This is a genomic window from Marinimicrobium sp., from assembly GCF_002695945.1.
Classification (GTDB): domain Bacteria; phylum Pseudomonadota; class Gammaproteobacteria; order Pseudomonadales; family Cellvibrionaceae; genus Marinimicrobium; species Marinimicrobium koreense.
The window spans coordinates 22,535-46,008 of the sequence record NZ_NZQP01000063.1 but is presented as its reverse complement, the minus strand read 5'-3'; the positions used below and the strand labels follow the sequence as shown (position 1 = coordinate 46,008).

Sequence of the window (23,474 nt, the reverse complement as noted above, 5' to 3'; positions counted from 1 at the left end):
TCCGGCGTCAGAGGGGCAGATAGCGTTTTGAGACCCGCCGTGAACCCATCCATGGGGGCTTCTCGTCGACATCCATGTCTCCGAGAGTCTCCAAACGCTATCTGCCCCTCTGACGCCTCCGTGCCATCGAATTGTCCTCAACTGAAAATGCCGTATCAGTGGTATCCACAACGGTATATGAGTGGCACGGAGCAGCGATACCGAACACCGTTTTGGGGGCGTCGGCCGCCAGGGATGGCGCGCCGATGAGCTCACATGGATGTGCTTGTAGCGTCCCCCAAAACGGTGTTCGGTGTCGCTGCGGACTTGGCTGAAAGTACCAGTACTAAACAGAGATTAGAAAGGTTTAAACATGAGCGTTAATGTTTTATTTGTGTGTTTGGGGAACATCTGTCGGTCGCCGACCGCCCATGGGATATTTGAAGAGAAAGTCCGGCAGGCGGGATTGGAGAAACGTATCCAGATTGATTCCGCAGGCACGGGTGCCTGGCATATTGGCAAAGGGCCCGATGCGCGTTCCCAGCGTGCGGCGCTCAAACGCGGCTATGACCTCAGTCAGCTTCGGGCCCGGCAGGTGAACCCGGCCGACTTTGACGAATACCATTACATCCTCGCCATGGACCACAGCAACCTGCAGGACCTGCAAGCCATGAGACCGGCTCATTACAGTGGGCATCTCGGTTTATTCCTGGAGTTTGGTGACAACGACCACTATCGCGAAGTGCCCGACCCCTACTACGGTGAAGGCGACGGTTTTGAATTGGTGCTCGATCTGGTTGAAAGCGCCTGCGACGGTCTGCTTCAACACATCAAAACTCAGCGGTAATGAGAGACTCGGAACGCGTGGATATACAAGAGAATATCAACCTTCAACCCTACAACACCCTGGCAGTGCCGGCCAAAGCGCAGCACTATGCGGAGGTCACGGATGAGGCGCAACTGCCTGCGTTGCGCCAGTTCGCGCGGGATCGAAATCTGCCCCTTCTGATTCTCGGTGGCGGTAGCAATGTCGTGTTGCGTGCGGATTTTCCCGGCCTGGTTCTGCATATGCGCATGACCGGAAAAACCCTGGTTCAGGAAGATCGCCATCACGTCTGGCTTCGCGTGGCCGCCGGGGAAAACTGGCATGAACTGGTTGAGTATTGTCTGGCGAACGAATACTGGGGGCTGGAAAATCTTTCGCTGATTCCGGGCTCTGTGGGGGCGGCGCCGATTCAGAATATTGGTGCCTACGGTGTGGAGCTGAAAGATGTATTTTCGGAGCTGGAGGCCATGGATGTGGCGACCGGTGAGGTGCATCGCTTCGATAAAGACGCCTGCGAATTCGGTTATCGCGATAGCCTGTTCAAACGGGCCGGTAAGGACCGGTACATCATTTTATCGGTGACTTTGAAACTGTCTCGGCAACCGCATCTGAAAGTGACTTATCCGGCGTTGAAAGAAGCGGTGGGCGCGATACCCATGGCGGAACTGACGCCGGTGGCGGTGAGTGAGGCAGTGTGCCGGATTCGTCGCAGCAAACTGCCGGACCCGGTGGAGATTCCCAATGTGGGAAGTTTTTTCAAGAATCCACTGGTGGGGCTGGATCAGTTTCTCGAACTGCAGGTCCGTCATCCCGGGCTGGTCTCCTACCCGGTGGATGCGCGCCATGTGAAGCTTGCCGCCGGATGGCTGATCGAGCGGGCGGGGTGGAAAGGCGTGGCCCGTGGGCCGGTGGCGGTGCACGCGCATCAGGCGTTGGTATTGACCAATCCGGGCCGGGCGTCCGGTGGGGAAGTGCTGGCTCTGGCCGAAGAGATTCGTCACTCCATTGCCGCGGAGTACGGTGTGGATCTTGAGCCCGAACCCCGGGTCTATCCCTGACGCACCGGCCCCTTATCCGGGGCTACCGATGCCGAACGGTCAGTACAACTCGACCACGACCCGGAACCCCAGGTTACTGTCCCGATAATCAGTGGGCGCACCCCGCCGAACATGGGTGGCGATATTGCCCACCGAATCCTCAAACGAACCTCCGCGTATAGTCCGCTCGGTGCAATTTTCGGTGATCAGGGGCGTGCCGTTCTGAGGCATTTCCAGCAAGTGGTTCCGGTAACAGTCCTGGGTCCACTCGGCCGCATTACCCGCGACACTGTGCAAGCCGAAGGCATTGGCCGGATAGGAACCCACGGGGGCGCTTTTTGAGGAAAAGAGACCGGTGTACTCACTGTTGCAGCCCCTTCGGCAGTTCGCGAGTCCGTCAGCGTCGGCACCAGCTTCTCCCCACCAGAAAGTGGTTTGGGTGCCCGCCCGCGCTGCGTACTCCCACTCCGCCTCACTCGGCAAGCGGTAGCGTTTGCCGGTGCTCTCACTGAGCCAGTTTACGTAGGCCAGGGCATCGTTCCAGCTCACATTGATCACCGGCCGGTTGTCTCGTCCCCAGCGCTCGTCGTCGGGCAGCGGGCGGTCCGTGGCCCGGGCAAACTTGTCGTAGTCGGCGAAGGTGATTTCAAATCGGCTGATGGCGAATGCCCGGGGAATCCGGACATTGCGTTCGGGCATGCTGCGGCTGTCCAGTTTGCTGCCCATGGTGAAACGACCGGCGGGAACGATCACCATNTCCGGNCCCCGGTCGCCGTCGCGGAGCTCGTTGTAAAAGGTTGCACCCGCCACCGGTGTTTTGCGCAGGGANACCGGCAGCGTCACCGCCTCGTCTTCCACCTCAATCCATCGGGTGTCGGTATCGTAGCCGGCATAGCTGGTTTCGATGTGGTAGCGCCCGGGCAACAGGGGAATGCCCGGGTAATAGCGATCCGGTATGTTCAGAATGCGGACCCGGGCGTTTTCCGGCTCCGGCGTGACNCGCAGTTCGTAGCGTGGTGGGGCGGCCGCCGGGGTTTCCACNGGTGTCTCGGGTCTCATCCCCATCAATGCTTCCGTGCTGCTCTGATTCTCGGTTTCGGGCTCGGGACGCAAGACCAGCGGAGTCGTGGGAATCTCGGTGGTGCGGACCGGCTGGGGTCGGGGCTCGGTCGGTGTCGGGGCGATCAAGTGCGCGGTGCGACGAGCGAGTGACTGCACCGGGTCCGGCAGCCAGCGCTCACCGGGCAGTGNCCATTCGTTCAANGCCAAACTGAAGGCACCCCAGATGACTGTCAGCAGTATCACCAGGGTCAGAGTGCGGGAGACTAACCGGCGTCCTCGCCACAGGCTGTGGTAGTGCGCCGCCTGCTGCACNTGGGTGGAAATGACAGTGGTGTGTTCCTGGGGCGGATTCAGTGGCCCCTTGATTTCGGTTACCCGGATNTGNGGGTGGCGGTACAGGCCGCGGCGCGGCGTCCANCGCAGCGAGCACAGGCTCTGCCACGCCAAGCGTATCTGTTCTCGCAAGGCCCCGAGCGTNGTCGCCAACAGTGCCCGGAACAGNGANAGGAGTTGAACCCGGGTGGAGTCNGCGGTNGTGAAATACGTCTGTCCCAGGCCGGCGGGNCCCTCCAGTGCATCGATNGCCGCAATCACATCCCGGCCCCGCTGAAAGCGATTGTCCGGGTCTTTGGCGAGCAACTGATTGAGAATCTTCTGGTACGCCTGATACTGGGGCGGGAGCTTGGGAATGGGCGCNGTCAGGTGCTTGATGGCGATGGCCACCGCCTCGTCCGCCTGGTAGGGCACCTGNCCGGTCANCATTTCGTAAAAGACCACACCCAGGCTGTAAATATCGGCGCGACCGTCCACNGGTTTNCCCCGGGTCTGCTCCGGGCTCATGTAATGAGGCGTGCCGACCACCGTGCCGGCGTTGGTCATCCGGGAGGCGGAGCTGACGGTCTTGGCGACCCCAAAGTCGGACAATACCGCGGAGTTGTCTTCGCGGAACAGAATGTTCTCGGGTTTGATNTCCCGNTGGATATAGCCTTTCTCATGGGCGTGGTCCAGCGCCCCGGCGATTTCCCGNGTGATCCGCAGGACTTCCTGAGTGCTCAGCCCGGAGGCCATNTTTTCGTGAATGGANCCGCCGGCCAGATAGTCCATGGCGATGTAGTTCAGGTTNTTGTANCGCCCGATATCGTAGATGGANACGATGTTAGGGTGCGACAGTTGCCCGACGATATTGGCTTCGCGTTGAAAACGTTCGCTGAACACCGGATCGCCATTGAGCGCCGGAGACATGACTTTCAGGGCAACTTCTCGGCCCACGCTCAGTTGAATGGCGAGATAGACGGTGGACATTCCGCCCTGGTTGATTTTGCGAATGATGCGGTAGCCGGGAATATGCATTACCGGGCCACCCAGTAGAGCACTAACGCCAGTGACAGCAGGGCGGTGGCATACAGGGCCAGATCCGGGCCGCGCCGACCGGTAATATGCGGCACCCACTGCCACAGCGTACTCCAGCGCGAGCGCTGGCTCAGCGGTGACTGGATCAACTGCAGGGTTATATTGTCGCGACCTCCCGCGTCCAACGCGGCGCGCATCAGCCGATTGACGGCNGCACGNGGGCTGCGGCATCGAAACAGAAGGCGGGCCAGGGCTNCGTCATCCAATTCGTCGGTGAGCCCATCGCTGCACAGCAGAATCCACTGGTCCTTCAACCATTGGCCGCGCACTGAGTCGACTTTGACCTCCTGNAGTTCGTAGGANCCCAGACATTGAGTGATGATGTTCTTATCCGGGTGGCCCTCGACCTCCGCTTCTTCAATCACACCGGAGGCGAGCAGCATCTGGACGTAGGAGTGATCGGTGGTCAGTCGCTCGAGNCGACCGCCGTCNTCGGTGTGNGTCCAGAGGTAGGCCCGGCTGTCGCCGACCCAGGCGACTTCGTAGTCGTCCCCGAGGCTGCGCAGGGCGACGATGGTGGANCCCATGCCCGGCGCGCCTTCGCCATTGGCGGCGGCTTTGAGTACGGCCCGATGGGAGGCCTGAATGGCCTGGGTGAGGCTTTTGTGTTGTTGGTCGAGCAGGGTGTCCCGGACGATGGCGCTGGCGACTTCGCCGGCNTCGTGNCCNCCCATGCCGTCGGCCACGAGCCATAGGCCGCGCTCGGGCAGGCTCAGGAGCGTGTCTTCGTTGTTGTCGCGCTTGTGGCCCGCGTGGGTGGCGGCGCTGTATTCCAGGGGTGGCTGGGGCATAGTTAGTCCGTTGTCACCATCGTATGTTACCGGCTTGGGATCGCCTCGGGAATCCTAAAGCACTTTGCCGTCGAAAACTACATAACAGGTCGCGGTTTGAGGTGTCGATGTGCCGAAGCGGCTGTACACGTTAGAAACCGTCCCAATGTTTGGAGAGGACTATTCTTTTTGCTTCGTAGGCAGTGCTCCGCCTGGGTAACCCCTTGTGAGACACNCNGTGAACNCATCCATGGGGGCTCATCACCCGCCGTCCAGGCGGGNGACGGTCTCACAAGGGGTTACCCAGCCTCCGCGGTGCCAGCGTAACGTTCCGGGAACTCGGACCTTTCAAAAGAGGGCTTGTGTAACAACCCAAGTAATATCCGGCACTGAGGGCCGTGAGGGGGAAACCCTTTCAAGACCGTAAGCGGAGGGACTCCGCGCGTCGAGCCCCCAGGGATGGGTTCACGGCGTGTCTTGAAAGGGTTTCCCCCTCATGGCCCGGGCGTCACATATTCTCTGCACCTTCTTTACTAACGGCTACCCAGGCGGAGCATTCCTTCCGAAGTTACTTAGCTAATGACAAACATACCCCTTTAAAGCTCGCGCAACTCCAAGCCCAGGCTTTCCAGGACCGCTCGTTCTCCGCTGTGACTGACCACCGCCGTGCTGGCCCGTTCTGGTTTCAGGTACTCATTGGCCACGCGTTGGATATCGGCCAGGGTGACGCCCAGGACCCGGTTGCGGAAAGTCTCGCGTTTCTCCCGGGTGCGGCCAAACAACTCCGCCTGATACGTCTGACGGGCCTCGCCTGCCGGAGAAGCCGGCTTGTCCAGGCTGCTGACCACCCCCAGAATCGCCTCCTCCAACGGCTGCCATTCGTGTTCGCTGGACAACAGCCAATCCACCGCCGCCTCGAAATCCTTCAGGGTATCCGCCAGGCGGGGGTCGCGGTAGGAGAAGAAGCGGAAGGCCGCGATATTGTTGTCCTGGCTGGCACCGCCGCCGTAGGCGCCGCCCTGTTCGCGAATGGTGCGGTGCAGATAACCGTTGCGCAGGAAGCCGGCCAGCACCGTCAGGGCGGCTGCGTCCGGGTGCTCCGAGGGCACCGTCGGGTAGGCTTGGGCACAGAAGTTGACCTGGGTGTTGGTCAGCCAGCCTTCGCGTACGGGCTCGTGAACGGCGGGCAGTCCGAAGGAGCGGAAGTCGGCCACCGGCGGCTCGCTGGGCCAGTGCGACTGCACGGTGTCGCGCAGTTCGTCGAGTTGATGGGGTTCACCAATCAGCAGGAACTCCCGTGGTGCGACCCGCAGGCGGGCATGAATGCCCGCCAGTTGCGCGGCGTAGGCTTTCAGGGATTCGCCTTCCTTCAGGGCCTGATCAAGCCGCTTCAGGTGGGCGATGCCTTCCAGGCCGCCAATCCGATGGGTCAGGCGAGCCGACGGGGCCATGCCGGCGCAGGCGGCCAGCATGGCCAGGCTGTGGCCATTGCCAGTGATGCTCTGTTCGCGGCGGGCGCGCATCTGCGAGACCAGCTCTTTCAAGCGGTTGTGTTCATCAAAACGGGGTTCGGTCAGGGTCGCGCGCAGCAGTTCGTTCATGGCCCCGGCATTGCGGTTCAGTGCCTTGGAGCCAAGCGAAAAATAGGCATCAATGTTCTGCACATCATCGGTGGTGCCACGCACCGTCGCCGAGGCGCTGATACCCCCCACGGCGCTTGCCTGCCAGCGTTGAGCCTCGAGGTAATCGAGGTTGCCCAGGCCGACTTCGGTCAGGGCGTTGCAGTAGAGCGGCAGCAGCGGCTGCTCCTCCTCGCTGATGTCAGGCAGTTTGCAGGTGACCTGTTCATACACCAGGCCGTTGGTGCCGGCGCCGTAGCGGCGCAGCGGGTCGCTGGCGGGGTTCTTCGGGTCGAGGGTTTCCCGGCTGCCTTCCACATACGCCATGGTCTTGGGAATGTCTTCCAGGCCGACCTTGGGCAGGATGCTGTCGTCGTCTTTCTGTACTTGGCGTTCCTGCAGGGCCTTGGCGCGCTGCACGATCCACTGGCGATCGTCGTCAGTGAGTTTGGCGTTGATATCGGCCAGACGTTTTTGCTCGGCCTCCTGGGCCCGGCGGGTGAACTGGCTGTCCGGGCGAAGGGTCAGGCGCAGGCGGTGAGGGTTGTCGAGCAACCAACGACGCACCAGCGAGGGAATGAAATCCGGGTCTTTGACTTTTTCCCGCAGTTTCACCAACGCTGAATCCAGGTCGAGCAGGGCAATGGGGTCAGCCCGGTGGGTGGCAGCGGGCAGGCTGTTCATGATCAGTTGCAGGCCGTAAGGGAAACCGTCTCCGCCGACTTCGCGCTGCTGCAATTCCAACTGGTGCAGTGCGCTGTCAATCAGCTCCTGGGGTACGCCCTCTTCGGCCACCCGCTCCAGGGTACCGAGAATCAACTGCTCCACCTCCGGGACCTTCTCCAACTGGCAGCCTTCCAGGCCACAGCCGAAAGCCAGCTCGTACTGGGAGTCATCCAGTCCGCACAGTGGAGAGGGCGCCTGTCCTAGGTCGGACGTTTCCAGGGCGTGCAGCAGGGGAGAAGCGCTATTGTCCAGCAGGACGGCGGTCATCAGTTGGCTTTCGAGGGTTTGATCCAGGTCGGTGATATTGCCCAGCAGCCAACCCATGACGACATGGGTTTTGTGGGTCGGGTCTTCGCCTTCCTCCAGCGGGTAGGCCTCTTCCACCGCGATGGGGGCGTGGTAGCGCTTCTCTTCGCCTACGGCAATGACATCATCCAGGCGCTTGAAACGGTGCAAAGCTTTGGCTTCAAACTTGGCCTGATGCTCCGCCGCCGGAATATCGCCATAGGTCATGAAGATCGCATTGCTCGGATGGTAATGGGTGCGATAGAACTGCTGGAGTTGTTCGTAGGTCAGGTCCGGGATGTGTTCCGGATCGCCACCGCTGTTGTGGTGATAGGTGGTGGTCGGAAACAGGTAGCGACACAGCGACTGCCACAGTTGTGCGGGCACCGAGCTCATGGCGCCTTTCATTTCATTGAACACCACACCTTTGAACGTCAGCGGGGAATCGGGGTTATCCGGTTCCTTGAACTCCAGGCGATGACCTTCCTGGGCAAAGTCCAGCTCGTCCAGGCGGGAGAAAAACACCGCATCCAGGTACACATCCAGCAGGTTGTCGAAGTCCTTGCGGTTCTGGCTGGCGAAGGGGTAGGCGGTCCAGTCCGGACTGGTGAAGGCGTTCATGAAGGTGTTCAGGGACCGGCGGATCATCATGAAAAACGGATCGCGTACCGGGTACTTTTCGCTGCCACAGAGCGCGGTGTGTTCGAGAATGTGGGCGACCCCGCGCGAGTCCTGGGGCACAGTGCGCAGGGCGACCAGAAAGACGTTCTCCGGGTTGTCGCTGGCGAGATGGATGTGCTGAGCACCGGTCACTTTGTGCTGGTACTCCTCCACCCGCAGGTTCAGGGAGTCGATGGTCTGGCTGCGCAGGTGCTCAAAGGCGGCATGGCTGGTGTGGGTCATAAAGTCTCACAATCTCCGGTATCGGTTTACGGCTTGGGTCGAAACGCGAGTTGCTGGTCGTTGAAGCCGTCAAAAGCGTCGAGTAAAGGCTCATAGTCTACGCGCTCGCCCTCCAGATGCGCCAGTGCGTAACAGCAGGCTTCCAGGGTGGAGAGCTGACCGGGCTTGCGCGCCCGACGGATTCGATAGCGCGATGGTGGCGTATCGGTCAGGGCCAACCTGGGCAGTGCGTGCAATGGCGGGTTGAGGTAGAGCATCTTGCGGCTCTTGCGCCAGGTGGCATCGAGTACCACAAGCTGGCGTCGCGGTCCGGTATTGTTTCGCTCGGTAAGGTCGTTCGGGTCCGGATACCGGGGGGCGGGTAGATCGTCGGTCTCCGGATAGAGCAGTATCGATTCGTCGGCCCGGTTTAGCAGTTCCCCCAGGGCGGCATAGGACCACTGTTCTCCCACCACCCGCTGACTGTTCTGCAGGCTGAGGTCCAACAGGCGGGCGCTGTTTTTGGCCCGGTGGGCTTCGTCGGGGTGTTGCAGAATCAGCAGGGATACGCCGTTGTCGATCGGTCGAACCCAGTGGCAGATACAGGCCCGCTCCGGACGCTCGCAACGGGGGCAGAGGGCACGGCTCATTCGGCGGCCTCCGGATCGACGGCCGGAGCGGGTGCGCTGGCGATCAGTTGCTCTTTGGCGGCGCGCGAAAGCTGCTTGATGGCGTACTCCCGTCGACTGGCACTGGAGCGGTCGGGGTGATGCTCCAGAAAGCACAATCGGTGGGGCTGGCGACCGCGAAAATAGCGGGCGCCGCGGGGTCCGCCGCTGTGCTCCTTCCAGCGGCGGACCACATCGGTGGTGATGCCGGTGTAGTACCGGCCATCGTCACCGAGAATGATGTAAACCTGCCAGCGGCTCTCTGCCATCACGAGCGCGGGTACAGGGGTTTGAGTCCCCCGGTGTCGGTGCGCCCGGATCGCTGACCGGCCCGGCTCTGATTCAGCGCCTGCAGCAGCGCGGCGGTGTCGAACGGCGAGTCGGACTCACCCTTGAACAGTATGGCGTCCAGCTCCTGTAGTCGCGCCCGCGCCACGTCGTCGTCAAGCCGCTCGGCCAGATCGGTCAGGCCCCGGGGGGGCACGTCGGGCCAGAGGGCGGCTCCCCAGTCGAGCAGGGCCCGGCGCAGGGCGTGCAGATCATCGGCTTTGGCGGCGCGTTTGACGCCTTGCCAGGCTCGGCCGCGGGCGGCCCGGGCCCGATCTCTCTCGCCTCGGGACTGTGCCTCGCGCGCGGCAAGATCGGTCTTCAGCCGCCAGACGAGGAAGGCGAGCCAGAGGCTCAAGGCTGACAGGAGCGCCGTGGCTATGCCCAGTATTACGGTAACCAGCGACGCTGACCCGCTTGCAGCCGGGCGGGGAGCGGTGGCGTCTTCGCCATTTTCGCGCTCCCGGGACGGTGTGACCTCGGAAGCGGGGGCGGCGCCGGGTATGGCGGTGACGTTGACGGTGCTCGCCGGCAGCTCGGCGGTGCGCATCTGATCCGCCTCGGTGTCCCACCAGGTCAGGGTGACCGCTGGAATCTCGAGGCGTCCGCTCTGGTTGGGCACCATCGCCAGGGTCAGGGTGCTGGTGCTCTGAACGCCACCCGCATTGACCTGCTCTTCGGTTTGCGGTCGGTCCGGATAGAGTGTCAGGCCCGGGGTTTCTTCCAGGGTCAGNGCGGGGAGTTGCGCGGCGGTCAGACCGTCCGCCTGAATGGTGATCCGGCGGGTCACCGGTTCACCCTGACGCAGGGAGTCCGGATCGGTGCCCCAGTGTTCGCTCAANTGCAGATTGCGGGCCGGCAGCCAGGTGTNGCCGNTGTATTGATCGGGCGTCGGGTCCACCGTCACACTCAGGGCGTCGGTNCGGACNCGCTGTCGGCTGCTGCGGCCCCAGAAGTCNCGCTGTCCCCGNCTGACGGCGAGTTCATANACCAGGGAGGGGATNTCCAGGGTNCCNCTGCGCTGGGGGAACAGNGCAAAGGTGGTTTCCAGAACAATGTGCTGGCGGCCGTCGATCTGGNTGATGTAGTTNTCTTCATTGACGGNNTTGATCACCGCATCNTTCAGTTCCAGCGGCTGAATTTCCGCGCCATCCAGATTGACCCGNCTGTACAGNCGCACCGTGAACAGGACCTGTTCCTGAACGTGGANCCNNTCCTTGTTCANCTCCGTNTCCACAAAAATGTCCCGGCCNNCGCTNTCTGGCTGCTGTTGCCGTTCNTGCACCGTCACGGTGATGGGTTCGCTCTGGCTGCCNCCGAATTCGAANGCGGGGATNTTGAGGGTGCCGGCCCGNTTGGGGGCCAGCATCAGGCGCCACTCGGTCCAGCCTTCCATGTCGCCGTTGACGATGCGCATCTGGTGACTGCGCTGATTGCTGAGGATGTCGAAGTCCCGGCGCAGCCCGTCGAAATNGGGNCCCCCGGTNAGGGTTCGCCCGGTCTGGCGCACGGTCAGTGTCAGGGTGTCGTTCAACCCGATGGTCTCGCGGTCGACNTTGGCGATCAGCTCCTGGGCCTGGGTGTGGCTGGCCAGTAGCAGGATCATCAGTAACGTGGTCTGTAATGTCGCCCTCAAGTGGGTCGCGAATGGCTTCATGAATGTCATCGTGTCCGGTGTCTGTCTCATGGTCATGTGGGTTGAGTATACTNGGGCTACCAGCGCTCTTCGGTTCCCTGTCCCTCGGTTTCGCCGCGCATCTGCTGTAAGCGNCGCTGTTGGCTCTGGTACTCGAACTTGCGGCGCAGCAGACCGCCGGGGTCATCGGGTACCTGACGGAGCCACTGCTCCATGGACTGGCGCTCTTCATCGCTGACATCGCCCTCTTGAAGGGTNGCGGCTGGGGTCTCTTCGTCACCCTCNTGGCCGTCCTCTTNCGGGTTTCCGGATTNTGGCTGTTCCCGCTCGGCCTGGTCGTCCTGTCCCTCCGGCGATGGGCTGTCCGTATCGGTTCTCTGTGGTTCGTCGTCGCCTGGTGAGNCGCTGGTGTCGGAATCCGATGGANTCTCTTCGCTGGNGTTCTGTTCGTTGTCGCCGGANGACTCGNTCTCNGAGGGTGATTGCTGCTCTCCGTCCTGTTCGCTTTGTGAATCCTGTTCGTTCTGCCCGGACTCCCCGGAGTCATTGTCNCTGTCTTGTGAGTCGTCGCCGTTCTGTTGCTGCTCCTGTTGTTCCTGTTGCTGTTTGAGCTGTTCAACCAGCGCCTTGTTGGCCCGGGCGTCTTCCAGGGTCGAATCTTTTTCCAGCGCCTGTTCGTAAGCGTCGATGGCACCGTCCAGATCACCGGCTTTGGCCAGGGCGTTGCCCCGGTTGTAGTGGGCGCGGGCACTGTCGCTCTGGGCGAAGGCTTNCGCCGCCGCCGCGTAATCCTCCGCCCGATACAGCGCGCTGCCGCGCCATTCCGGGTTCTGGAAGTGCTCGGCGGCCGCGGCCGGATCACTGTCTTCCAGAGCCTGGGCGCCCCGTTGATCCGGAGTCAGGAATGGGGCCTGCCAGTCCGCCGCCTGAGCCGGTTGGGGGAGCAGGCCGCACAGGGGCAGGGCGACTACCAGCACCAGCAGACCGCGCCGGAAACTGTACAGCACGATGGGTAACAACAGCAGCACCAGCCAGTGGCCCCGGTCGTACCAGGTGTCGAACTGTCGGTCCANCTGACGNTCCTTGCCTTCNATCCAGNCGGGTTGTTCCAGCAGCCACTGCACGTCGTCGGCGCTNGCATCAATACGCTCNTAGCGCCCNCCNGTGCGNCCGGCCANACGTTCNAGNCGGTCCTGNTCGAGCNTGGCGACCACGATGTTGCCCTGGCGGTCCCGCTCAAAGCCACCCCGATCGTTGGGAATGGGGGCNCCATCCGGGGTNCCGACGCCGAGAATGGACAGCCGGAATGCGGTATCCCCGAGCTGCTCGAGAATGGTGTCGGTCGCCTTTTCGACAACGCCGTCCGTCAGCAGCAGGATCTGGCCCTCGCTGATACCCGCATCGGCAAACAGGGTTTTGGCCTGTTCGATGGCCTCCTCTGGGCGACTGCCGGGGAGGGGCATGACGTTGGGGTGCAGGGCGTTGAGCAGGCTGCGGATGGTGGCGGTGTCGTCGGTCAGGGGCGAGACCACATGGGCGTCCCCCGCATAGGCGATCAGGCCGGTAAAGCCTTCTTTGCGTTCGCGCAGGACATCGGCGATTTTCAGACGGGCGCGGACCAGACGCGAGGGCGCCAGGTCCTCGGCCAGCATGGAGGGCGACAGATCGAGCACGATGATCAGAGCGTTCTCGGTCTTGTGGACGGGCATGGGCCGTTTTTCCCAACTGGGCCCGGCCAGGGCCAGGCAGGCCAGTACCCAGGCCGCCAGTAGTCCCCACAGGTAGCCGCGGCGCTTTTGTTGGATCGCCGGGTCCAGAAGGTGCTCCAGCAGACCCGGAGCGATCAATTGGCGCCACTGGCGAGCCTGCTGGCGTTGTTGCCACAACAACAGAACCAGAGCGATCGCCGGAATCAGGGCCAGCAGCCAGAGCGGCCGCAGCCAGTGGAAGTTCTCAAGTGCTGTCTGAAGTGTATCCATCAGCGAGATCCTCCCGAGGTGCGTGCGGTCAGTCGGGGGCTCAGCCAGCGGCCGGCGGCCAGCAGAGCGCTGAGCACAAAGGCGAGGGCCAGGGGCCAGTGAAACAGGCTCCGGGTGGGACGGAAGGTTTCCTCGTCGTATTCAATGGGCTCCAGTTCATTCAATGTCTGGTGCACCTGGTACAGCTCCTCCAGACTGCGCGCCCGGAAATAGCGCCCGCCAGTCTGGGCGGCTATTTCTCTCATGGTGTCTTCATCCAGGTCCCGGGAGGGGTTTACCCGGCGCTGGCCAAAGATGGTCTGGGTGATCATTTCCTCCGCGCCAAAACCGATGGTGTAGATCTTGACGTTGTGTTGCTCGGCCAGATAGGCGGCCCGCTGTGGGGTCAGTTCCCCGGCGTTGTTGGCGCCGTCGGTGAGCAGAATCAGGACACGGCTGGCCTCGGGGCGGTCCCGCAGGCGTTTGACGGCCAGCCCGATGGCATCGCCGATGGCGGTTTTCTCACCGGCAAAACCGATCTGGGCTTCCTGTAACAGGGTATAGACGGTCTGCCGATCGTAGGTCAGTGGCGCTTGCAGGTAGGCTCGGGTACCGAACAGGATCAGACCGAGGCGGTCGGTCTGGCGCTCCTGGACAAAATCACCCACCACCCCTTTGACCGCCTGCAGACGATTGATGGCTTGCCCCTGGTACTGCATGTCCTCGATTTCCATACTGCCGGAAATGTCGACGGCCATCAGCAGATCCCGGCCGCTGCTGGGCAGGCTGACCGGCTCGCCGACCCACTGGGGGTGGCTGGCGGCGAGCAGGCTGGCGCTCCAGATCAGCCAGAGGCTGGCGGCCATCAACCAGCGCCGTTCGCCTTCACGGGACTCTTCGCCTCGCAGTCGCTTCAATCGACTGAAGAAAGGCACCCGCAGGGCCGCCTCGCGGCTGGGCTCTTCCGGAACCCAGCGCATCAGCAGTGGCAGCGGCAGTAACAGCAGCAGCCAGGGCCATTGCAGCTCAAGCATGGTGCACCTCCGCGAGCCATTGCTGAACGCGTCGCTCGGACAGGCGGTGGCGGCGAATCCATTGTGCGGCCAATTGATGCAGGGCCTCGACATCCACTTTCGGATCGGGTTGATAGGGGCCGTCGGCCAGGATGTGACCGGGCCCTTCGGTAAACGCCGGTTCCAGCCCGGCACCGGCGTCCAGAAAGCGCAGCCACTGGGGCCCCTTCAGTGCCGCCAATTCAGCTTCGCGCGCTTCGGGCAGGGCGCTCAGCGCGGTTCGGCGAAGCAGTTGGCTGACCTGCTGCACATAGTGTCGGCGGGTGGTCGGGCCCGGATCGCTCCGCTGGTAGTCCCGGTAGGCATGTTCGAGTAGCGCCATTGCCTGGCGACGGTAGCGCTGCCGGCGTTGACGGCGGTANCCCTGCCACAGCAGTGCTCCGAGCACGATCAGCAGCAGGGCAATCAACAGCCACCAGCCCCAGGCCAGGGGCCACCAGCCGATGGGCTCCGGCAGATGAATGTCGTTCAGTTGTGCCAGTGGGTCTTGCGGATTCATGGGTGCAGTCAATCAGCCTCGGGCGCGGTGACGGCGGGCGCCAAAACGCTCGCGCAGCAATGTGTGAATGTCGTCNTCGGTGGCGTAGGAGAGCAACGGTAACGCCAGACGCCGGCTGCTTTCGGTCAGCGCCTGCAACTGCGTCTCGAATTCCCNACGGTAGGCCNGGCGNNNCGCCNGGTCCTGGGCGGGCAGTTGGAGGCGCTCCTCCCCGTCGCTCACCGTCAGGAAATGGTTGCTGCTCAGCTCCCGCTCCAGCGGATCGTATACGTGCATCAGGGTTACGTCGGTATGGCGTGCCAGCTCGAACAGTTGCTGCTCGCAGCGGGTGTCGAAGTCGTGGAAATCACTGATCACGAACACGGCACTGCCGGGCTTGGCGACGCGACGGACATCGGCCAACAGTGTNTCCAGAGAGGNAATGGCCTCGTCTGGCACCGGAGTTGCCANNTCNCGGTTGTAGTCGTGCATCTGNTGGAGCAGTTCCAGCGCGGCGTGTTTGCTGCGCCGGGCCCGGACGTCCCGCTGGTTATGATCGCCAAATATCAGGCCACCAATCCGGTCACTCTGGTTCAGGGCGGCCCAGGCCAGGGTGCCGGCAATATGGGTGGCCAGCACCGATTTGAAACAGGTNCGGCTGCCAAAAAACATCGGTGAACGCTGATCCACGACGACAAATACCGGGCGTTCGCGCTCCTCGCGAAAGATCTTGGTGTGAGGCACCTGGGTCCGGGCGGTGACCCGCCAGTCGATGGTGCGGACATCATCTCCGGGCTGATAGAGCCGCACTTCCTCAAAGTCGATCCCCCGTCCACGCATTCGAGTGCGTACCCCGCCGGTCAGCAGACTGCGAGCCGGTTGCCGGGCGAACAGTTGCAGGTCCCGGGCGGCAAAGCGCAGGCGCAACAGATCTCCCAGGTCGCAGTAAGCGCCCTGAGGGGCCAACGCGGCGGCAGTGGGTCTGGCCTTNGTTCCTGCCATCAGGCCACCGGCACCACGTCGAGCAGNCGGTCGATCACCTGCTCACGGGAAATCCCCGTGGCCTCGGCCTCAAAGCTCAGAATCAGGCGGTGGCGGAGCACGTCGTGGGCAATCGCGCGCACATCGTCGGGGCTGACATAGTCCCGGCCTTCCAGCCAGGCATGGGCCCGGGCGCACCGGTCCAGGGCAATGGTGGCCCGGGGGCTGGCGCCGTATTCCAGCCAGTTGACCAGATCGGGGTCATAGTCGCCGGGGCGCCGGCTGGCATTGATCAGTTGGACGATATACTCCTCCACCGGCTCGGCCATGTGGATCGCCAGAACCGCTTGGCGACCTTCAAACAACAGGCTCTGGCTGATTTCGGCGGGGGGCGGAGTCTCCTGGTGAGCGGCCTCGGCCCGGGCGAGCTTCAGGATTTTCCGCTCGGCCTCAATATTCGGGTAGTCCACCAGGACCTGCATCAGAAAACGATCCAGTTGGGCTTCCGGTAGCGGGTAGGTCCCTTCCTGCTCAATGGGGTTCTGGGTTGCCATCACCATGAACAGGTCCGGCAGCGGGTAGGTGGTGCTGCCCACACTGACCTGTCGTTCAGCCATGGCTTCGAGCAGGGCGGACTGTACTTTGGCCGGCGCCCGGTTGATTTCGTCACTCAAGACCAGATTGTGAAAGATGGGCCCGGGTTGAAATTCAAAGCGACCCTGCTCAGGGCGGTAGATGTCGGTACCGGTCACATCCGATGGCAGCAGGTCGGGAGTGAACTGTATGCGCTGAAAGTTGCCTTCAATGGCATCGGACAGGGTTTTGATTGCCTTGGTCTTCGCCAGCCCGGGGGCGCCCTCCACCAGCAGGTGGCCGTCCGCCAACAGGGCGATCAGCATGCGTTGAACCAGATGTTCCTGGCCGACAATCTGCTGATTGAGCCAGTGATTGAGGGTGTGTAATGCGTCGTGTGCCTGCATGGGTCCCCACTTATTGTGATCGGATGTTGAGCCTGGATGAATGGGCGACCTGATCAAAAGCTGACCAAATCGCGGCAATTCCGCGGCGATGCGCTCGTAGACTTGTGTTAATGGCGTCAGTTCCCTGATTTTCAAGCAGTGACACTCGACAAGTGTACACCCTCGGACCAAACTGAAAACTGAGCGACACCGATAACGTCTGCGGGACGATGAACAGGAGGCAGTGTGGATATACGCTTGGTGAACGCCGGAGATAAGGATGAGCTGTTTGCGGACCTGGATGCCCTGGCGGGAGATTCCATTGAGGAAAGCCAATGGGCACTCTGGCTCACCTTCAGTCGGGCTTTTTTTGCACGTTTACCTCTGGAGGAATGGGTCGGTCGACCGATCAAGGATGTCTTCGGCGCGGTGCACAGCGCCTGGCGGTTGATGAATCAGTTCCGGCCCGGCAAGCCGTCCGTGCGCCTGTTCAATCCAACTCTGGAAGAGGATGGTTGGCTCTGTCCGCACAGTGTGTTGTTGGTTCAGCAGCGGGATATGCCCTTTCTCGTCGATTCCATTCGGATCGAGCTGAATCGGCGCAATATTGCGATTCACAGCATCAAGAGCACGGTGCTCGGTGTGATCAGAGACGAGCAGCAGCGGCCGGTTGGACTCTGGCCGGCTGAGGGCGATGAGACGTCGGATGATTCTGACAAAGGCGCCGTGGAAGCGCTGGTGTACATGGAGATCCGGCTGCACACCGATACGCGTCAACTGCGCCAGATCAGTCGGTCGCTGATGACGGTGATGGAGCAGGTGCGGCGGGTGGTGGATGATTTCAGTGCGCTGAAAGAGGCCGCGTCAAGCGCTGCAGAGCAGCTCAGTCGGGTTACCCAGGCACCATTGAATCATAAGGTGCCGGAGAATCAGGCGTTTCTGGACTGGCTCCTTCGGGATCATTTTACCTTCATGGCGTACACCGAATACGACCTGGTGACCGAAAACGGTGACACCTGGTTGGTGGAGCGCACGGACAAGCGTCTCGGCCTGTTCCGGGATGCCGATACCGCTGCGGATCGCAAACCGGTCAGTGACGAAAACCCGGGCACGCTGCAGTTTCACCTGTCTCCCAAGTTGATCGCCTTTTCCAAAGCACCACAGCGTTCCCGCGTGCACCGGCAGGCCTACTCTGATTATATCGTGATCAAACGGTTTGATGCCGACGGTCAGTTGTGTGGTGAAAGCCGATTACTGGGTCTGTATACCTCGGCGGTGTACACCCTGAGCCCCTATGAAATTCCGCTGATTCGGGAAAAAGTCAGTGAAGTATTCGAGCGCTCTGGACTGAGTCGCAGCGGTCACGATGGCAAAGCACTGCGCCAGATTCTTGAAACCTTTCCCCGGGACGAGTTGTTCCAGAGCAGTACCAGCCAGCTTTATGAAATTGCCACCGGTGTGGCCCGAATCAATGAGCGCTACCGGGTTCGCCTGTTTGTCCGTCCCGATGCGTTCGGTCGTTTTGTCAATTGTCTGGTCTACGTGCCACGGGATCTTTTCACCACCCGCATCCGGATCAAGATCCAGACGCTACTGGGCAAAGCGTTGGGCGCGGAGGAAGTGGAGTTTAACACCTACTTTTCCGAGTCGATTCTGGCCCGGGTGCATCTGGTCTTCCGCCTGGAAGACGATGGTCCGGCATCCAGCGTCAGCACGGTGCCGTTCGATGTCGATCAGCTCGAGCGGCAGATCATCGAAATCACCCGGTCCTGGGAGGACCAGTTGCTTGAGGCGCTGACGGAAGCAAAAGGAGAGGAACTGGCGGTCAAGCTTCTGGAACAGTACCAGGACGCATTTCCTTCCGCCTATCGCGAGCACTTTGATGCGCGGATCGCGGTTCAGGACCTCGATCATATCCTGAATCTCGACGGCGACGGTGATCTCGCCCTGAGCTTTTATCAACCGGCGGATCGTTCGGCGCAGGGGTTGAGGTTCAAGGTGTTCCGCCGACACGCCCCGATGGAATTGTCGGATGTGATTCCAGTTCTTGAACATCTGGGGCTTAGGGTCGTAGCGGAGCACCCCTACGACATCGTATCGAGTTCGGGTGATGAGGTTTATCTGCACAACTTTCATCTCACTTACGATGCCGAGGCCTCTCTGGATATTCCGGCCGTGCGCCACAAATTTCAGGATGCCTTTGCGGCAGTCTGGAATCAGCGCGCCGAGAGCGACGGTTTCAATCGCCTGGTGCTGAGTGCCGGGCTGACGTGGCGGGAAGTGACGGTGTTGCGGGCTCTGGCGGCCTATATGCACCAGACATTGTTCAATTTTACCGAGGGTTATATCGCCTCGGCACTGGTCAACCATGCCCGCATAACCCGGGATCTGATCAGCCTGTTCAAAGCGCAGTTTGACCCATCAGCCAGTGGTGATCGTACCGAGCGGCGAGGCACCATTCACGCGCGTATTCTGGATTCCCTGAATCAGGTGTCCAACCTTAATGAGGATCGCATCATTCGACGCTATCTGGCGATTCTCGATGGTACGGTGCGAACCAATTATTTTCAGCGAGATGGGGATGACCGCTTCAAAGAATATCTGGCCTTCAAATTGATGCCCCGCCGGATTCCCGATATTCCGGAGCCCCGCCCGCTGTATGAAATTTTTGTCTATTCCCCGCGTGTGGAGGGTGTGCACCTGCGCGCGGGTAAGGTTGCCCGCGGGGGGCTGCGTTGGTCGGATCGACTGCAGGATTATCGAACCGAAGTGCTGGGGTTGGTCAAAGCCCAGCAGGTCAAGAATGCGGTCATTGTGCCCAATGGCGCAAAAGGCGGTTTTGTCTGCAAGCGTCCGCCCGCTGGGGGTGACCGACAGGCGCTGCAAAAGGAGGCAATCACCTGCTATCAGACGTTCATCCGCGGGCTGCTTGATCTGACGGACAATCGGGTGGCGGGGGAGTTGGTGCCACCCAAAGAGGTGGTCAGACTGGATGAAGACGATCCCTATCTGGTGGTGGCCGCCGATAAAGGGACCGCGACCTTTTCCGATATTGCCAACGAAATTTCTGCGGAGTATGGCCACTGGCTGGGGGATGCTTTTGCGTCCGGAGGAAGCCAGGGGTATGACCACAAGGCGATGGGGATCACGGCACGTGGAGCCTGGGTGGCGGTGCAGCGGCATTTCAAGGAACAGGGCCTGGACATTCAACGCGAGGACTTTACCGTTGTCGGTATTGGCGATATGGGTGGCGATGTGTTCGGCAACGGTATGCTGCTGTCCGAACACATTCAGTTGGTGGCGGCGTTCAACCATCTGCATATTTTTATCGATCCGAATCCCGATGTGGCAAAGAGCTTTCAGGAGCGTCAGAGGTTGTTCAGTACGCCCGGCTCAAGCTGGGCCGATTATGACGCATCCCTGATCAGCGAGGGCGGGGGCGTTTTTTCCCGGGACGCCAAAGCGATTCCGCTTACCGACGCAATGAAGCAGCGCTTTGCGCTGGAAGACGATGAGCTGACCCCGAACGAGCTGATTCATCAATTGCTAAAAGCACCGGTGGATCTTTTGTGGAACGGTGGTATAGGGACCTACGTCAAAGCCAGTACCGAAAGTCATATGGAGGTGGGAGATAAGACCAATGACTCAGTCCGCGTTGACGGCAGTGAGCTGCGCTGCAAAGTGGTGGGCGAGGGCGGTAACCTTGGTATGACCCAGCGCGGCCGGATCGAGTTTGCGCTGCAGGGCGGTGCTTGTAATACCGATTTCATTGACAATGCGGCGGGCGTGGATTGTTCGGACCACGAGGTCAATATCAAAATACTGCTGAACGAGGTGCTGAGTAACGGTGACCTGACGCAAAAACAACGCAATCAGCGGTTGGAGACCATGACCGAGGAGGTGGCGGCACTGGTTCTGGATAACAATTATCGCCAGACCCAGGCCATCAGCCTTGCGAGTTCCGATGCGGTGCGTCGTAATGCTGAGTATCGGCGGGTCATGAGCGTGTGGCAATCCGAGGGGCGGCTGAATCGCCAGTTGGAGTTTTTGCCGGACGAGGAAACGCTCGCGGAACGTCAGGCTCAGGGGCAAGGTCTGACACGTCCGGAGTTGGCCGTGCTGATTTCCTATGCCAAGGTGATTTTGAAAAACGACCTGGCCGAAGCGGATCTTGCCAGTGATGAGTATATTGCCCGATTCGCGTTTCGTGCTTTTCCCGAGCCGCTGCAGAAAGACTACCCCGAGTGGATCAATCGCCATCGGCTGCGTCAGGAGCTGGTCGCGACCCAGGTGGCCAACGATCTGGTCAATACCATGGGGCTCAGTTTTGCTCAACGACTGTTGGACTCCACCGGTGTGGGCGCCGGAGATATGGCAAAGGCGTACGTGATTGCCCGGGATATTTATCAGTTGGATGATGTCTGGCAGACGCTGGAGTCGCTGGATTATCAGGTTGATGCCAGTGTGCAGATGGAGCTGATGAAAACCTTGATGCGACGAGTTCGGCGGGCGTCACGCTGGTTTTTACGCAACCGGCGCAGTCATCTTGATCCGGGCACGGAAATCCAACAGTTCATGCCCCTGGTGGAAGAGGTCATTCGCACCTTGCCGGGGCAACTGAGCGGTGCCGCCCTGGAGGATTGGCAGGCGCAGGTCGGCTATCTGACCCAGGCTGGCGTGCCTGAGGCGTTGGTGCCTCGCGTCGCGACACCCGGGCATCTGTATTCCGGCTTGAGCGTCGCCGAGGCTTCTCGTCACACCGAGTTGCCTCTGTTGTCTGTATTGGGTCTCTATTTGAGTATCAACGAGCAATTGCAGTTGCATGAGTTTGCCCGCCAGATTTCTGAGGCGGCCGTAGAAAGCTACTGGCAGGCGATGGCGCGGGAAACCTATCTGGATGATCTGGAATCGCAATTGCGCAGTCTGACGTTGGCATTGTGCGGATGGGTAAGCAACGAGTGTTCAGTGGAGCACACGGTCGCACACTGGGCGGAACAGTTCGCTCCGCAGCTGGATCGCTGGCGCTCCATGATGAATGAGGTGCAGAACAGCAGCGGTACCGATTACGCGATTTTTTCCGTGGCGCTGCGCGAGCTGCTCGATCTGGTGCAGATCACCCAGTACGGAGATTGGGAGTAATCTTTAGGCGTCAAAACTTTTGCCCACGAACTGTTAGGGTTCAACGAAGTTGTCAACATTTATTGACAAAAAGTCGGAAAAACACTTGCTTTCAGCCAGCCGATGTCTGCTAGAGTTGGAGCAGGTAACGAATTGATCGTTTTACGATTTCACGATGAGATGGACAGGAGCTCGATGACGATGGCCAAGACCCAGCAAACAGCCCCGATCAAACTCCGCCACGCGGCACTGTTTCAGCAAGCCTGTTACATCGGTGGCCAATGGTCGCAGGCGCAAAGCGGTGCAACGCTGGACGTGGACAACCCGGCAACGGGGGAGATCATCGGCCAGGTTCCCAACTGCAATGAGCAGGACACGGCACGTGCCATCGCGGAAGCCGAGAAGGGTTTTCAGGTGTGGCGTCACAAGACGGCCAATGAGCGCAATGAGGTATTGATGCGCTGGTATCAGTTGATGCTGGATCATACCGATGACCTCGGTGCCCTGATGACGCTTGAGCAGGGCAAACCCCTGGCCGAAGCCAAGGGCGAAGTGAATTACGCCGCATCGTTTATCAAATGGTTTGCCGAGGAGGCGCGCCGCGCTTATGGCGAAACCATTCCCGGCGCCAAACCCGGTCAGCATATTGTGGTGACCCGTCAGCCTGTGGGCGTGACCTGCTGTATCACCCCCTGGAATTTCCCGGCCGCCATGATCACCCGCAAAGCGGGCGCAGCGCTGGCAGCGGGTTGCTCAATGATCGTCAAACCCGCCGAGGCAACACCCTATACGGCGCTGGCGCTGGCGCAACTGGCCGAGGAGGCTGGAGTGCCCGCCGGTGTGCTGAACGTCATCACCGGCAAACCCCAACCAATCGGCGAGGCGCTGACCCGTAGCCCGGTGGTGCGCAAGCTCAGTTTTACCGGTTCTACCCGGGTGGGCAGTATTCTCATGTCCCAGTGCGCCGAACACATTCAGAAAGTGTCCCTCGAGCTGGGCGGCAATGCGCCGTTTATCGTGTTTGATGATGCCGATCTGGATAAAGCGGTCGAGGGGGCGATGGCCTCCAAGTTTCGCAACACCGGCCAGACCTGCGTGTGCGCGAACCGGTTTCTGGTGCAGCGCAGCGTGCACGATGCCTTCGTTGAAAAACTCACCGAGGCCATGAAGACACTCAAGGTCGGCGACGGTTTTGAAGAAGGGGTCAATCAATCCGCATTGATCAACCGCGCGGCGGTCGAAAAGGTCCAGCAGCATTATCAGGACGCCATGAGCAAAGGGGCCAAGCGGGTCTTCGGTCCGGCACCGGAGGGCGACAGGGGCAACTATGTGGAGCCACTGTTGCTCACCGGTATCAAACCGGAAATGCAGGTCTGTCACGAAGAAACCTTTGGCCCCCTGGCCGCGGTCATGGCGTTTGACTCTGAAGACGACGCCATTCGCCTGGCGAACGATACGCCCTATGGTCTGGCGGCGTACTTTTACAGCCAGAACATTCATCGCGTCTGGCGTGTCGCCGATGCGCTGGAGAGTGGCATTATCGGCGTCAACGAGGGCGCCGTGTCCAATGCCGCCGCACCTTTCGGTGGCATGAAAGCATCGGGACTGGGACGGGAAGGGTCCAGTCACGGTATGGCCGAATACGAGGAAATCAAATACCTCTGCATGGGTGGGGAGTAA

General features: G+C 61.0%; 15 protein-coding genes. 4 read left to right on the top strand and 11 right to left on the bottom strand.

Annotated features, from left to right (window positions below; all coding sequences use genetic code 11):
* Window positions 1–352: 352 nt before the first annotated feature.
* Window positions 353–826 carry a low molecular weight protein-tyrosine-phosphatase gene (locus tag CMG77_RS14615; protein WP_286804301.1) on the top strand — a complete coding sequence of 158 codons (474 nt, stop codon included), beginning with the start codon at window positions 353–355 and terminating at the stop codon, window positions 824–826.
* 17 nt (window positions 827–843) lie between these two features.
* Complete coding sequence (gene murB / locus CMG77_RS14610) at window positions 844–1,863, top strand: UDP-N-acetylmuramate dehydrogenase (RefSeq protein WP_286804302.1); 1,020 nt, start codon at window positions 844–846, stop codon at window positions 1,861–1,863.
* 39 nt (window positions 1,864–1,902) lie between these two features.
* Here the strand turns inward: murB and CMG77_RS14605 are convergent, their stop codons facing one another.
* From CMG77_RS14605 to CMG77_RS14555, 11 genes are all read right to left on the bottom strand, one after another.
* On the bottom strand, window positions 1,903–4,254 hold the full coding sequence (locus CMG77_RS14605) for a bifunctional serine/threonine-protein kinase/formylglycine-generating enzyme family protein (protein WP_286904976.1): 2,352 nt from the start codon (window positions 4,252–4,254) through the stop codon (window positions 1,903–1,905).
* Entirely contained in the window at window positions 4,254–5,105 is an 852-nt protein-coding gene (locus CMG77_RS14600; protein ID WP_286904974.1) for a PP2C family protein-serine/threonine phosphatase, read from the bottom strand. The genes CMG77_RS14605 and CMG77_RS14600 overlap by 1 nt, the downstream gene beginning before the upstream one ends.
* Window positions 5,106–5,680: 575 nt before the next feature.
* Window positions 5,681–8,617 carry an insulinase family protein gene (locus CMG77_RS14595; protein WP_286804304.1) on the bottom strand — a complete coding sequence of 979 codons (2,937 nt, stop codon included), beginning with the start codon at window positions 8,615–8,617 and terminating at the stop codon, window positions 5,681–5,683.
* 26 nt (window positions 8,618–8,643) lie between these two features.
* Window positions 8,644–9,246 (bottom strand): tRNA-uridine aminocarboxypropyltransferase, encoded by a 603-nt coding sequence (locus CMG77_RS14590; RefSeq protein WP_286804305.1) that lies wholly within the window; start codon window positions 9,244–9,246, stop codon window positions 8,644–8,646.
* Window positions 9,243–9,533: a GIY-YIG nuclease family protein gene (locus CMG77_RS14585; protein WP_211331101.1), complete on the bottom strand. Its 291-nt coding sequence runs from the start codon at window positions 9,531–9,533 to the stop codon at window positions 9,243–9,245. The genes CMG77_RS14590 and CMG77_RS14585 overlap by 4 nt, the downstream gene beginning before the upstream one ends.
* Window positions 9,533–11,197 (bottom strand): BatD family protein, encoded by a 1,665-nt coding sequence (locus tag CMG77_RS14580; protein WP_502691951.1) that lies wholly within the window; start codon window positions 11,195–11,197, stop codon window positions 9,533–9,535. Before CMG77_RS14580 ends, CMG77_RS14585 begins: the two co-directional genes overlap by 1 nt.
* 107 nt (window positions 11,198–11,304) lie before the next feature.
* Window positions 11,305–12,936, bottom strand: a complete 1,632-nt coding sequence (locus tag CMG77_RS14575) for a VWA domain-containing protein (protein WP_502691950.1) — start codon at window positions 12,934–12,936, stop codon at window positions 11,305–11,307.
* Between the two features lie 269 nt (window positions 12,937–13,205).
* Window positions 13,206–14,219 carry a vWA domain-containing protein gene (locus CMG77_RS14570; RefSeq protein WP_286804308.1) on the bottom strand — a complete coding sequence of 338 codons (1,014 nt, stop codon included), beginning with the start codon at window positions 14,217–14,219 and terminating at the stop codon, window positions 13,206–13,208.
* Window positions 14,212–14,757, bottom strand: coding sequence for a DUF4381 domain-containing protein (locus CMG77_RS14565; protein WP_123637465.1), 546 nt, complete (start codon window positions 14,755–14,757; stop codon window positions 14,212–14,214). The genes CMG77_RS14570 and CMG77_RS14565 overlap by 8 nt, the downstream gene beginning before the upstream one ends.
* A gap of 12 nt (window positions 14,758–14,769) precedes the next feature.
* Window positions 14,770–15,576, bottom strand: a complete 807-nt coding sequence (locus CMG77_RS14560) for a DUF58 domain-containing protein (RefSeq protein WP_502691949.1) — start codon at window positions 15,574–15,576, stop codon at window positions 14,770–14,772.
* A gap of 161 nt (window positions 15,577–15,737) precedes the next feature.
* Window positions 15,738–16,697 (bottom strand): AAA family ATPase, encoded by a 960-nt coding sequence (locus tag CMG77_RS14555; RefSeq protein WP_123637463.1) that lies wholly within the window; start codon window positions 16,695–16,697, stop codon window positions 15,738–15,740.
* Window positions 16,698–16,922: 225 nt separating this feature from the next.
* Between CMG77_RS14555 and CMG77_RS14550 the strand changes: the two genes are divergently transcribed.
* A complete protein-coding gene (locus CMG77_RS14550) occupies window positions 16,923–21,815 on the top strand; it encodes an NAD-glutamate dehydrogenase (RefSeq protein ID WP_286804309.1) in 4,893 nt (1,630 codons plus the stop codon).
* Window positions 21,816–21,989: 174 nt separating this feature from the next.
* Window positions 21,990–23,474, top strand: coding sequence for an NAD-dependent succinate-semialdehyde dehydrogenase (locus CMG77_RS14545; protein WP_286875752.1), 1,485 nt, complete (start codon window positions 21,990–21,992; stop codon window positions 23,472–23,474).